Origin of the sequence: Parendozoicomonas haliclonae (assembly GCF_900174585.1) — a bacterium.
GTDB classification, from domain to species: domain Bacteria; phylum Pseudomonadota; class Gammaproteobacteria; order Pseudomonadales; family Endozoicomonadaceae; genus Sansalvadorimonas; species Sansalvadorimonas haliclonae.
This window is the reverse complement of the sequence record NZ_FWPT01000003.1, coordinates 211,819-224,608: the sequence shown is the minus strand read 5'-3', so window position 1 is coordinate 224,608 and position 12,790 is coordinate 211,819. Positions and strand designations below refer to the sequence as shown.

Sequence of the window (12,790 nt, the reverse complement as noted above, 5' to 3'; positions counted from 1 at the left end):
CTCCCTGGGGGATTTAAGACCATTATCTGGAAGAACGGATTCCATGAAGCGATTATTACTGCCACTTGTCGCCGGAAGCATGCTAGCCGGACAGGCCAGTGCTTTTGTAGTAAACGATATCCGTCTTGACGGCCTGCAGAGGGTGTCTGCGGGTACCGTGTTCAATATTCTGCCTATTGCCATTGGTGATGATGTCAGCGGTACGCAGGTGGCTGACGCTGCCAAAGCGCTGTTCAAAACCGGGTACTTTCAGGATATTCAGCTGGGTCGTGACGGAGATGTGCTGGTCGTAACCATGGTGGAGCGGCCCTCGATCAGCAAGATCGAGATAGAAGGCAACAAAGCAATAAAAACAGAGGACCTTCTTAACGGTCTCAAACAGTCCGGTCTGGCGGAAGGCGAAATCTTCCAGCAGGCGACTCTGGAAGCGATTCGTATGGAGCTTGAGCGTCAGTATGTGGCTCAGGGTCGATACGGCGCCCGCATTGAAGCCGATGTGAAGCCTATGCCCCGTAACCGGGTTGGCGTCACTATCAAAGTTAAAGAAGGCAAGGTCTCCACGATCAAGGACGTTAACATTGTTGGCGCATCCGTATTTGATCGGGAAGAGCTGCTTGAGCTGTTTGAGTTGAAGAAGAGCAACTGGCTCTCCTGGTACTCCAGCGATGATAAGTACTCACGGGAAAAGCTGTCCGGTGACCTGGAGCGTTTGCGTTCCTATTACCTTGACCGTGGCTACATCAATTTCAATATCACCTCGACCCAGGTTTCCATCACTCCCGATAAAGAGGGTGTGTACGTGACCGTTAATGTTGACGAAGGTGAGAAGTTTACCGTTAAAGGCGTGAAGCTGGCTGGTGATCTGGCGGTTGAGCGCGGTGAAATCGAGCCGCTGCTGCTGGTCAAGGATGGGCAGACCTTCTCCCGTCAGCTGATGACCACCACTGAAGAGCTGATCACTCGCCGTCTCGGTAATGAGGGTTATACCTTTGCCAACGTGGCTGGTATTCCCAAGCCTAACGCTGACGACAATACTGTTGATATCACCTTCTTCGTTGAGCCTGGCCGTCGTGCATACGTAAGACGCATCAACTTCACCGGTAACGTGAAGACCGAAGATGAAGTGCTGCGCCGTGAAATGCGTCAGATGGAAGGGGCTTCTGCCAATACTGCACAGATTGAGCAGTCCAAGGCCCGTCTTGGTCGTCTGGGTTACTTCAAGCAGGTAGACGTAGAAACGGTTCCAGTTCCGGGTACTAGTGATCTGGTCGATGTAAACTACACAGTAGAAGAGCAGCCATCCGGTTCTATTACCGCGAGTCTGGGTTTCTCCCAATCCGATGGTCTGATTCTGGGTGGTTCTATCAGTCAGGACAACTTCCTGGGTTCTGGTAATAAAGTGGCTCTGTCGCTTAACACCAGTGACACCCGTAAGCTGTACAGCTTCTCCTTCAACGATCCGTACTACACCGTTGATGGTGTCAGCCGTGGTTACAGTCTCTACTACAGTGAGACCAACTACAAAGACAGTGATATCTCCAACTACAACGTCGATACCATGGGTGCGGATGTGAATTTCGGTTATCCGATTTCCGAGATCTCCAGCCTGCGTTTCGGTGTGGGTATTGATAATAACAAGTTGAAGGAAGGTACTGACCCGGCTCGTGAGGTTCAGCAGTTCCTGGCGCGTGAAGGTGATAACTTCACCAACTTCACCGGTAATATTGGTATTTATCAGTCCACGTTGAACAACGGTCTGTTGCCAACCCGTGGCTGGTCCCAGAGCCTGTCGGCCGAAGTTACTATTCCGGGCAGTGATCTGCGCTTCTACAAGCTGAACTACCGTGGTCAGTACTTCCAACCGCTGACCAAGAGTCTGACCCTGCGTCTGGCGACCCGTCTCGGTTATGGTGGTGCTTATGGGGATACCACCCGCCTGCCGTTCTTCGAGAACTATTACGCCGGCGGCTTCGGTTCAGTGCGTGGTTACAAGGACAATACCCTGGGGCCACGCGCTCTGCAGGTGGATGGTGATTACGATCCGCTGGGTGGTAACGTATTGGTGGAAGGTACGGCAGAAGTGCTGTTCCCGCTGCCATTTATCAAGGATCAGCGTCAGCTGAGAACGTCTGCGTTCTTTGATATGGGTAACGTTTTCTCCACAGATTGTGATACCAGTAAAGACTCCAGCGGCAAGCCTTACGCAACCAGCTGTTACAAACCTGATCTGCAGGAGCTGCGTTACAGTGTGGGTGTCGGTCTGACCTGGATTACGCCAATGGGGCCGCTGACCTTCAGTCTGGCCAAGGCGCTGAAGACCGGCGAAGATGATGAGACTCAGGTGTTCCAGTTCTCTCTGGGTACACCATTCTGATCGGCTGGTTACAAAACAAGCAACAAATCCGGGTCTGAAATGGCCTGACACGAAGGGGGCAAGTATCACTTGCCCCCTTCTTTATTTGGGCGGCTGGGTAGTCTGCGGTTGTATTACTCCCATAACTGCCTTATAAAAAGGTCTCTGATATGTTCGAGATCGTGGTAACGACTCGCCTGCTGGGCAGATAAGCCGGGATAGCGAAGCATAATCAATACGGAATCTTTCAGTAATTTGCAGGAGTGTAGGCTTGAGAAGTTCAACTATGAAAACAGGCTTGAAAGCAGCTGTTGTGGCACTGGCACTGGCGGCACCTTTGTCCCATGCTGCGGGCATGGCTGTGGTTAATATGCAGAAAGCTCTGGCGGAATCTGCACCGGCCAAGGCTTTTATGAAGAAGTCTCAGGAAAAGTTCTCTACCCAGAGAAATAACCTGAAAAAGCTGGAAGATGAGATCCGTACCTCTATCACCAACTATGAGCGTGATGCGGCGACCATGAGCGAAGCCGAGCGTTCCAAGGTACAGGTAGAGATTCGTCGCAAGCAGGAAGATTACCAGTATCAGGGCCGTGCGTTGGAGCAGGAAATGGCTCAGGCTGAACAGGCTGAACTGTCCCGTCTTGGACCAAAGCTGCAGCAGGCCATTGCCAGCGTAGCCGAGCAGGGTGGTTATGAAGTGGTTGTTGATGCCCGTACCGTAAGCTACGTCAAGCCAGGTCTTGATGTGACCGCCAAAGTCATTGAAAAGCTGAATACTCTGGCTAAGTAAGCTGCGGGTGATGAAATAACTGATGATTTCTGTAAAGCAGTACACTCTGTCGGAACTGGCAGAATTCTTACAGGCGGAGATCAAGGGTAACCCTGATTGCGTCATTTCGGGGTTATCGACCTTGCAGGATGCGACCGAGGGGCAGTTGTCCTTTCTGGCCAATCCGGCCTATGAAAAGTATCTCTCGGAAACCAAAGCCGGTGCGGTCATGCTGACGCCGGATATGGCGGAAAAGTTCTCCGGCCAGGCTCTGGTGATGGCGAATCCTTATCTTGGTTTTGCCAAGGCCAGCCGGTTGTTTGAGGCAGGTGATGGTGAGCAGGTTGGTGTGCATGCATCAGCAGTGGTTGCCGAAACCGCGACAGTCGATCCACAGGCCTGGGTTGGCCCATGCAGCGTTGTTGAGGATGGTGCTGTTATTGAAGCGGGAGCCCGTCTGCTGGGCAACTGTTTTGTCGGCCGTGACAGTCGGGTAGGTAAGGGTACTGTACTCAAGGGTAATGTGACTCTGTGTCATGGTGTCAGTGTTGGTGAGCGTTGCATTATCCACTCTGGCGCAGTGCTTGGTTCCGACGGCTTTGGTTTTGCCCGTGCCGCCGGTGAGTGGGTAAAGATCGCCCAGCTCGGTGGTGTCGTTGTTGGTAATGATGTGGAAATCGGCGCCAATACCACGATTGACCGTGGTGCGCTCGGTAATACTGTGATTGCCGATGGGGTGAAGCTGGATAACCTGATCCAGATTGCTCATAACGTTGAAATTGGCAAAAACACGGCGATTGCTGCCAATGTGGGTATTTCTGGCAGCACCAAAATTGGCAGTGGCTGTACCATTGCCGGTGGTTCTGGTCTGGCCGGGCATCTGACCATTGCCGACAATGTACATATTGCCGGTATGGCGATGATTACCAAGTCCATCACCAGCGCTGGTGAATGGTCTTCGGCGGGTATTGGTACCATGCCGGTGAAGGAGTGGCGGAAGAATACCGTTCGCTTCCGTCAGCTGGATGATATGGCTCGTCGCCTGAAAGCATTGGAAAAGGCTGTTGACCAGAACAGCTGACTGTTTCATGGTATTCAGGACGCATAAAGCCGGCATTGCCGGCTTTATGTTATTAGGGAGGGTGATTCGCAATGAAGTTGGATATTGAAGATATTCGAGGTTTGTTGCCGCAACGTTATCCGATGTTGCTGGTCGATCGCATAGTGAATGTTGATCTGGATGCCAATACCATCGACGGTTACAAAAATGTCACCGCCAATGAAGAGTTCTTTAATGGTCACTTTCCCGAACATCCGGTGATGCCCGGGGTATTAATTATTGAGGCTATGGCGCAGGCGGCAGGATTGCTTGGGTTTACCATGGGCAAAAAGCAACCCGGAGACAACAGCGTCTATTATTTTGCCGGAGCTGATCAGGTTCGTTTTCGACAGCCTGTGGTTCCCGGAGACCGGCTTGATCTGCATGCCGAGTTTATTGCCGAAAAAAGAGGCATCTGGAAATTTTCCTGTCAGGGCTCAGTTGATGGTAAGATAGTGAGTTCTGCTGTTATAACTTGTGCGAAAAAGGAAATCTGACCTTGATCGACTCCCGTGCCGTTATCCATCCCTCTGCGCGGCTGGCCGATGATGTAGAGGTAGGACCTTTCACTACCATTGGGCCCGATGTTGAAATCGGCGCCGGTACAAAGATCCACTCCCACGTTGTCATTAAAGGGCCAACGACCATTGGTCGTAACAATACTATTTTCCAGTTCTCTTCTGTGGGTGAAGAGTGCCAGGACAAAAAATACCGGGGCGAACCGACTCGCCTTGAGATTGGCGACAACAATATTATTCGTGAAGGCTGTACTCTCCACCGGGGTACGGTTCAGGATAATAGTCTGACCCGAATTGGCAGCAATAACCTGCTGATGGCCTATGTGCATGTTGCCCATGACTGTCTGGTAGGCGACAACTGCATTCTGGCCAACAATACGGCGCTGGCCGGCCATGTTGTTGTTGATAACGATGTTATTCTTGGTGGTTTCACCACTGTGCACCAGTTCTGCCGTATTGGTCGTGGCAGTATGACTGCTGCGGGCACCGGTCTGTTCAAAGATCTTCCGGCCTATATCATGGCCAGTGGTTCACCTGCTGAAGCCCATGGTATGAATTTTGAAGGCATGCGTCGCCGTGGCTGGAGTGATGACACTATCCGTGCTCTGCGTCGTGCCTATAAAGTGATTTACCGTCAGAACCTGAAGCTGACTGAAGCTGTTGAGGTTCTGCAGGGTATGGCGGAACAGGCTCCGCAGATTGAAGTCCTTGTTAGCAGCCTGCTCGGTTCGACCCGCGGTATTGTTCGTTAATGCCTGATTCACATCCTGCACGCAGCCCGCTGACTTTCGCGCTGGTTGCCGGTGAAGCCTCCGGAGATATTCTGGGGGCAGGGTTGATCCGTGAATTAAAGCAGCGTTGCCCCGATGCTCGCTTTGTTGGCATCGGTGGCCCGTTGATGATTGCGGAAGGGTTTGAAACCCTGTTTCCGATGGAGCGTCTGTCGGTTATGGGGCTGGTCGAAGTGCTGGGGCGTTTGAAAGAACTTCTGCATATTCGTAAAACCCTGCGTGATTCCCTGCTGGCTGAGCCTCCCGCTGTTTTTATTGGTATTGATGCGCCGGATTTTAATCTGCCGCTGGAGCGTAAGCTTCACGATGCCGGTATTAAAACCATTCACTATGTCAGTCCGTCTGTCTGGGCCTGGCGCCGTAAGCGAATCTTGAAGATTCGTGAAGGCGTTGACCATATGCTCTGCCTGTTGCCGTTCGAGACGGATGTCTATCAGGAGTATGGTGTTCCAGCGACGTTTATCGGCCATCCATTAGCCAATCAGATTCCACTGGAGCCTGATGTTGCCTCAGCTCGTCAGAAGCTGGGTGTTGATGAAGCTGATACGGTTGTTGGTTTACTGCCTGGTAGTCGCGGTGGTGAAGTAAAGCAGCTGGCGCCACTGTTTCTGGATGCGGCTGCTGAGCTGCAAAAGCTGCGACCTGGTCTACGGTTTCTGGTTCCCTGTGCCAATAGCCAGCGTCGAGCTCAGATCGAAGCGCTTTTGCAGGAACGGCCAGATGAGCTCTCTGTACAACTGTTCGATGGTTGCTCCCATGAGGTTATGACGGCATCCGATGCTCTGTTGATGGCTTCCGGGACTGCCGCTCTGGAAGGTCTTCTGCATAAAAAGCCGATGGTGATCAGCTATCGGATGAATGCTTTGACGTTCTGGCTGCTGAGCAGGCTGGTCACCGTTGAGAGCGTGTCTTTGCCTAATCTGCTGGCGGGTGAAAAAATTATTCCGGAATTGCTTCAGGATGATGCGACCGTTGAGGCTTTAACCAAAGCTACGCTGGCGGCCTTGGAAGACTCCGAGAATAATCGCCGGCTGCAGGAACATTATCGAGCGATTCATCTTCAGCTGCGTCAGGATGCCAGTATCAAGGCTGCCGATGTGGTGATGAATGTGATTGCCGATCAACAGGAGAAAGCTTCGTGAGTGAGTGGCAACAAGGTGGCTTGTTTGCGGAGCCCGTCCCTGAGCGGGAGATCATTGCCGGAGTCGATGAAGTCGGTCGCGGGCCTTTATGTGGTGCAGTGGTGACGGCCGCCGTCATCCTTGATCCTAATCGTCCGATTCTCGGTTTGAATGACTCCAAAAAGCTCAGCGAAAAGAAGCGTGATCTTTTGTTTGAAGAGATTAAAGAGAAGGCGTTGAGTTGGTCTCTTGGTCGCTGCGAAGTGGAAGAGATTGATCAGCTGAATATTCTGCAGGCTACCATGCTGGCCATGCAGCGTGCTGTTGCTGGTCTGCATATCAAGCCAACGCTGGTTCTGGTTGATGGTAACCGTACGCCGGACTTTGGCTGTCGCGCCCGTGCCGAAGTGAAAGGTGATGGTCGTATCGCCGAGATTTCTGCCGCTTCAATCCTGGCCAAGGTGACTCGTGACCGTGAAATGGAAGAGCTGGATAAGCTCTATCCCGGTTATGGCATTGCCGGACATAAAGGCTACCCGACCAAAGCACATATGGAAGCTTTACAGAAGCTCGGAGTGACCCCAATCCATCGGCGTTCCTTCAAACCGGTTCGTGACTGCCTGACTCCGGATACCATTGTTTAAGCTCTCATCTTCACCTCTTATCGTGCGCTAACAGTGCGAATCTTTCAGCGCAGCTGGTATGATTAGCCGGATACCGGTTAATCATATCGAGCGCTTCATGTCCCATCCCGCCCAGTTTGTTCACCTGCGAGTTCACAGTGAATTCTCCCTGATCGACAGCCTTGTCCGGATCAAGCCTTTGATCGGTGCTGTCGCCAAGATGGAGATGCCTGCGATTGCAGTCACAGACCAGGCCAATATGTGCTCGCTGGTGCGTTTTTATCAGGGCGCACAATATGCGGGGCTCAAGCCAATCTGTGGTTGTGATATCTGGCTGGAGAACCCGATTGCGGGCGAGCCGCCAACCCAGCTGGTGCTGCTGTGTATGACCACCAAGGGTTATAAAAACCTGATGGAGCTGATTTCCGACAGTTTCCAGTTAAACCAGCATCAGGGTCGGGCCATTGTTAAGCGTGAATGGGTATTTGCCAAAAGCGAAGGGTTGATTGCCCTGTCCGGTGGGCGTCGTGGTGAAATCGGTCAGGCGTTGCTGGGCAATAATAAAGGCTTGGCTGACAAGCTGATGCAGGATTGGCTGCAGGCGTTTGGTGACCGTTTCTATCTTGAACTTCAGCGCACCAATCGTCCGGCGGAAGAAGATTATATTCATGCAGCTGTGAATCTGGCTGTACGCATGGATGTGCCGGTGGTGGCCACCAATGATGTGATGTTTCTGACCCGTGATGACTTTGAAGCCCATGAGGCGCGAGTCTGTATTGGTGAAAGCCGCACACTCGACGACCCTCGTCGTCCAAAAAATTATTCTGAAGAGCAGTATTTGAAGTCAGCAGATGAGATGGCTGAACTGTTCGCCGATATTCCGGAAGCCATTGCCAATACGGTTGAGATTGCCAAGCGCTGCAGTGTTCATGTTCCTCTTGGTGAGTACTTCCTTCCGAACTTCCCGGTGCCGGAAGGTATGACCATGGACGAGTATTTCCGGGATTTCTCCAAAAAAGGTCTGGATGAGCGTCTGGAGTTGATTCTTGATAAGAATGATCCGGACTATCAGGAAAAGCGCAAAGTCTACGACGACCGTCTGGAATTTGAGCTGGATATTATTCTCCAGATGGGATTCCCGGGTTACTTCCTGATCGTAATGGACTTTATCCAATGGGCGAAGAATAACGGTATCCCGGTGGGTCCAGGTCGTGGTTCCGGTGCCGGTTCCCTTGTGGCTTATGTGCAGAAAATTACCGACCTCGATCCTCTGCAATATGATTTGCTGTTTGAGCGATTCCTGAACCCGGAACGGGTATCCATGCCCGACTTTGACGTCGACTTCTGTATGGAGAACCGGGACAAGGTTATCGACTATGTCGGACGTACTTATGGTCGTCAGGCGGTTTCCCAGATTATTACCTTCGGAACCATGGCGGCCAAGGGTGTGGTTAAGGACGTAGCCCGGGTGATGGGTAAGTCCTATGGTATGGCCGACAAGCTCTCCAAGATGATTCCGTTTGAAGTCGGTATGACTTTGAATAAGGCCTACGATCAGGAAGAACCGCTGCGTGAATTTCTTGAGAATGATGAGGATGCCCGGGAAGTCTGGGAGATGGCTCTCAAGCTCGAAGGGATTACCCGAAATGTCGGTAAGCATGCCGGTGGTGTGGTTATTGCCCCGACCAAGCTGAGTGATTTCTCACCGCTCTACTGTGATGAAAACGGTCAGGGTCTTGTAACCCAGTATGACAAGAACGATGTGGAATACGCGGGTCTGGTGAAGTTTGACTTTCTTGGCCTGCGGACTCTTACCATTATCGATTGGGCGCTCAAGATGATTAATCCCCGCCTGCAAAAGGAAGGGAAAGAGCCGATCGATATTATGCAGATCAACCTGGAAGATCCGGGCGCCTACAACCTGCTGAAAGCCGCAGAAACAACTGCAGTATTCCAGTTGGAATCTCGCGGTATGAAGGACTTGATTAAGCGCCTTCAGCCAGACTGTTTTGAAGATATTATCGCACTTGTGGCCCTGTTCCGTCCGGGGCCGCTGCAGTCGGGCATGGTGGACAACTTCATCAACCGTAAGCATGGTCGGGAGGAAATTTCCTACCCGGATGTGCAGTGGCAGCACGAGTGGCTGAAGCCGATTCTGCAGCCGACCTACGGCATTATCCTGTATCAGGAACAGGTTATGCAGATTGCTCAGGTGCTTGCCGGTTATACGCTGGGTGGCGCGGATATGCTCCGCCGGGCCATGGGTAAGAAAAAGCCGGAAGAGATGGCCAAGCAGCGGGCCGGTTTTGAAGCCGGTGCGGTCGCTCAGGGGATTGATGGCGAGCTGGCCATGAAGATCTTCGACCTGGTGGAAAAGTTCGCGGGTTACGGTTTTAACAAGTCCCACTCTGCGGCTTACGCTCTGGTTTCCTACCATACGCTGTGGCTGAAGAAATACTTCCCGGCCGAGTTTATGGCGGCGGTTATGTCGTCGGATATGCAGAACACCGACAAGGTCGTTACTCTGATCGAAGAGTGCCGTAATATGAAACTGGCGGTGATGCCGCCGGATGTGAACAGCGGTGATTATCTTTTCGATGTCAACGACGATGGCCAGATTGTTTATGGTCTGGGTGCCATCAAAGGTGTGGGTGAAGGTCCGATCAATGCCATCGTTGCTGCGCGGAAAGAGGGGGGGGACTTCAAAGATTTGTTTGATTTCTGTGCCCGTATTGACAGCAAGAAGGTCAACAAACGTTGCCTGGAAGCTTTGATTCGCTCCGGTGCCTTCGATAAGCTGGGGCCTTGCCCGGGTATGAAGAAGCTCAATCAGAATCGCTCTATTCTGGATGCCTCTATGGAAGAGGCTGTCAAGGCGGCTGAACAATCAGCGCGAAGCGAGGCCGGTGGTCTGGGTGATCTGTTCGGCGGCCTGGCGCCAGCCGAAGATGAGAATCCTTATGAGAAATATATGGGCGCTCGTGAGTGGCCGGATAAAGAGCGTCTGCGTGGTGAAAAGGAGACTCTGGGTCTCTATCTGACCGGTCATCCGATCGATGAGTATGAACACGAGATACGGCATTTTGTCCGTAACCGGATTACTGATCTGCAACCGGCTCGGGACACCATCAATATTGCCGGCCTGATTGTCAATATGCGGGTGATGAAAAACAAGCGCGGCGACAAGATGGGCTTCCTGACTCTGGATGATCGTAGTGGCCGGGTTGAGGTCTCTGTTTTTGCGGAAGCTTTCCAGAAGCATCAACACCTGCTGGTAAAAGATACTCTGGTGGTGGTCGAGGGTGAGGTCAGCTTTGATGACTACTCAGGCTCTCTGAAAGCCAATGCCCGCCGGGTCTTGAGTCTGGTAGAAGCCCGTACCCAATATGTGAAAGAGCTGGAAGTGGGGATGGATGTGGCTGACTGTCGCGGCCAGTACACTCAGGAATTGCAGCGCCTGCTGGGTGATCACCGGGGAACCATTCCTGTGGCTATCCAGTTTGAGAAGGAAGATGCCCGAGGGCGTATCCAGCTGGGTGAACAGTGGTCGATCAGCCCGGCTGACGAGCTGGTGCAGTTGCTGAAGGATCGCTACGGTAAGGAGCGGGTCAAGGTGCTATACCACTGATCAGCACCTTGAGGCTTTGGTTTAACCTTGCTGGCTGCTCTTCAGGGTCTCCCGATCCCTGTTGAGCAGATCATTGATATGACGTTCTACCCCTTTCCGATACCGGGTCTTGGGAAATTCGCTGATAATCTGCCTTAGCGTTAACAGGGCAACATGGCGATCATTGGGGCCGGATTCCTCCCGGTTCACCAGAATCAACGCTTTCTGATAGAGCGCTGCGGCACGGAAGTCGGCAGGCATGCCGGACTCGTTGTAGACGAGGGTGTACAGCTCAAGGGCTTCAGCTGTACGGTTCTTCACCACGGCACGGCGTGACAAAGGGTTCATATCCTGATCAAGCTGATCGTACTTTGACTGGAGATTGACGGCGGTCAGCTCCCATTCTGCCAGCTTCTCCGCCGGTGTCAGGCTGATTGGATTGGCCTGCAGGGTTTTGATCTTTGCTATCTGAACCTGGGCATATTCCGCTCCCCGGGATTGCGGGAATTCATTGACGATCCTGTTGAGGTAGTTGATCGCTTTCTGGTAATCCCTGTCAGCGTTGTAGCTGCTTTTGTAGATCATGGCGATCTGGTGCAGGGCAATGGCCTTGATTTCCGGGCCAAAGTTGGGGTTCTGGTAACCCTGCAGATAAAACTGTTCGGCTTCCTGGGTGCGACCTTCGGCCACAGCGCGAACAGACAGCGTCAGCATATCCCCCTCTTCATCGATAATGGCATTACTGAGCTTGCCCTTCAGGTCTTCATGGCGAGCAAACTCTCGGGTGCCCAGCTCGGCCATATAAACGGGGGTGACGGTACAGGCCGTCAGAAAGATGCTGACCATCAGCAGTGGCAAGGTACGCTGGCGGAAAAAGTTTCTAACCCTTGGCATCCGATCCTCCCTGAGTGGGGCTTATTATTTTTCGGGGCTGACGGGATGATAACATCTTCTGTCGTATAAGCTTTGGGCCTTATGACGGGGCAGTCATGATAATGAGCAAATACACCTTTCGGCGATAGATTGCCTTCTGTCTTATATCCAAATCTCAGGTTAAAAACGCGGTTGGAATCAATATTCCGAAATTAAGAGGAAAGGGTTTTAAGTGGGGCAATTCTGGCTGCTCTAGTCTGGATAATGAAGTAACCGAAGTACCCGGTCACTGTGGGGGTTCGAGAGTCACAGCGCTGTACGGGTGGGTGATTTGGCCTCTTTCAGATTAAGAAGTACTGAAAGAGGTTTTTTATACAGCTTTTCATGTGCCATGAGTCTTTGATGCGTAATAGTCAGAAGTTAAATGAGCTTTCTGGTGACGCAGCAGTCCGAATGAAGCAAGGATGTTTCGGTGATGTCAAAAAAAGCGTTCACTCAGGTTTCCCTTCCTTTTGTCAGGGATAATCTCGCCAGCTTTCTTAAGGTTTATAATCGCCGGACCGGGCGAGAGCTGGGTTATATCGGTAATATCAGCCGGAACGGCTTAATGCTGATTACCCGCTGGAGGGTGCAGACGGATACGGTTTTCCACCTTCGCATTGTGTTGCCGGATGACCTGCAAACCAACTGCTATGTGGACTTTGATGCCCGTTGTCAGTGGTGCCGCCCGGATATTGACGCGGAAAGCTTTGATTCCGGATACACGGTTATCGCCAGCTCGGTGAATTACGATACGTTGATCGACTCCTTACGCGGCTATTTCTCTTTCCGATAAGTCATTTCTCCCTAGGGCGTGTTGAGGTTTTAGGATGCGGCTCAGTGAGACTGGAAGCCGTTCATCGTTAGAAAGGCTTGTGAGAATCGTAGTTGCCCTACATTAAGCAAGCCTGACGCAGCGAGGGACGGCTTCCAGCCTCACCCGAAGGGCTTTCCCGAGAGCTTCCATGGCGTCGTTGCAGCGATTTGAAAGAGAACC

The 12,790-nt window shown here is 52.1% G+C and carries 10 protein-coding genes; 9 read left to right on the top strand and 1 reads right to left on the bottom strand.

Going from position 1 to position 12,790, the window contains the following annotated elements; translation table 11 throughout:
• Positions 1–43: 43 nt before the first annotated feature.
• The 8 genes from bamA (at position 44) to dnaE (ending at position 10,902) form a co-directional block, all read left to right on the top strand.
• On the top strand, positions 44–2,374 hold the full coding sequence (gene bamA / locus EHSB41UT_RS07410; RefSeq protein ID WP_087108364.1) for an outer membrane protein assembly factor BamA: 2,331 nt from the start codon (positions 44–46) through the stop codon (positions 2,372–2,374).
• A gap of 250 nt (positions 2,375–2,624) precedes the next feature.
• Positions 2,625–3,143, top strand: coding sequence for an OmpH/Skp family outer membrane protein (locus EHSB41UT_RS07405; protein WP_133060430.1), 519 nt, complete (start codon positions 2,625–2,627; stop codon positions 3,141–3,143).
• A 22-nt stretch (positions 3,144–3,165) separates the two neighbouring features.
• The gene (gene lpxD, locus EHSB41UT_RS07400) at positions 3,166–4,203 is read left to right on the top strand and encodes a UDP-3-O-(3-hydroxymyristoyl)glucosamine N-acyltransferase (RefSeq protein WP_087108360.1); all 1,038 of its coding nucleotides are present in this window, start codon (positions 3,166–3,168) and stop codon (positions 4,201–4,203) included.
• Between the two features lie 71 nt (positions 4,204–4,274).
• Positions 4,275–4,718: a 3-hydroxyacyl-ACP dehydratase FabZ gene (gene fabZ, locus EHSB41UT_RS07395; RefSeq protein WP_087108358.1), complete on the top strand. Its 444-nt coding sequence runs from the start codon at positions 4,275–4,277 to the stop codon at positions 4,716–4,718.
• Between the two features lie 2 nt (positions 4,719–4,720).
• The gene (gene lpxA / locus EHSB41UT_RS07390) at positions 4,721–5,491 is read left to right on the top strand and encodes an acyl-ACP--UDP-N-acetylglucosamine O-acyltransferase (RefSeq protein WP_087108356.1); all 771 of its coding nucleotides are present in this window, start codon (positions 4,721–4,723) and stop codon (positions 5,489–5,491) included.
• The gene (gene lpxB, locus EHSB41UT_RS07385; RefSeq protein ID WP_087108355.1) at positions 5,491–6,672 is read left to right on the top strand and encodes a lipid-A-disaccharide synthase; all 1,182 of its coding nucleotides are present in this window, start codon (positions 5,491–5,493) and stop codon (positions 6,670–6,672) included. Before lpxA ends, lpxB begins: the two co-directional genes overlap by 1 nt.
• Entirely contained in the window at positions 6,669–7,295 is a 627-nt protein-coding gene (gene rnhB, locus EHSB41UT_RS07380) for a ribonuclease HII (protein WP_087108353.1), read from the top strand. The genes lpxB and rnhB overlap by 4 nt, the downstream gene beginning before the upstream one ends.
• A 58-nt stretch (positions 7,296–7,353) precedes the next feature.
• A complete protein-coding gene (gene dnaE / locus EHSB41UT_RS07375; RefSeq protein ID WP_415837452.1) occupies positions 7,354–10,902 on the top strand; it encodes a DNA polymerase III subunit alpha in 3,549 nt (1,182 codons plus the stop codon).
• A 21-nt stretch (positions 10,903–10,923) separates the two neighbouring features.
• Here dnaE and EHSB41UT_RS07370 read toward each other — a convergent pair whose 3' ends face one another.
• The gene (locus EHSB41UT_RS07370) at positions 10,924–11,775 is read right to left on the bottom strand and encodes a tetratricopeptide repeat protein (protein ID WP_087108351.1); all 852 of its coding nucleotides are present in this window, start codon (positions 11,773–11,775) and stop codon (positions 10,924–10,926) included.
• 454 nt (positions 11,776–12,229) lie between these two features.
• Between EHSB41UT_RS07370 and EHSB41UT_RS07365 the strand changes: the two genes are divergently transcribed.
• Positions 12,230–12,589 (top strand): PilZ domain-containing protein, encoded by a 360-nt coding sequence (locus EHSB41UT_RS07365; RefSeq protein ID WP_087108349.1) that lies wholly within the window; start codon positions 12,230–12,232, stop codon positions 12,587–12,589.
• Positions 12,590–12,790 lie beyond the last annotated feature (201 nt).

Coding starts and splice junctions, on each gene's coding strand:
- bamA (WP_087108364.1), top strand. CDS start 44: ATGAAGCGATTATTACTGCCACTTGTCGCCGGAAGCATGCTAGCCGGA.
- EHSB41UT_RS07370 (WP_087108351.1), bottom strand. CDS start 11,775: ATGCCAAGGGTTAGAAACTTTTTCCGCCAGCGTACCTTGCCACTGCTG.
- EHSB41UT_RS07365 (WP_087108349.1), top strand. CDS start 12,230: ATGTCAAAAAAAGCGTTCACTCAGGTTTCCCTTCCTTTTGTCAGGGAT.
- dnaE (WP_415837452.1), top strand. CDS start 7,354: ATGATTAGCCGGATACCGGTTAATCATATCGAGCGCTTCATGTCCCAT.
- lpxB (WP_087108355.1), top strand. CDS start 5,491: ATGCCTGATTCACATCCTGCACGCAGCCCGCTGACTTTCGCGCTGGTT.
- lpxD (WP_087108360.1), top strand. CDS start 3,166: ATGATTTCTGTAAAGCAGTACACTCTGTCGGAACTGGCAGAATTCTTA.
- fabZ (WP_087108358.1), top strand. CDS start 4,275: ATGAAGTTGGATATTGAAGATATTCGAGGTTTGTTGCCGCAACGTTAT.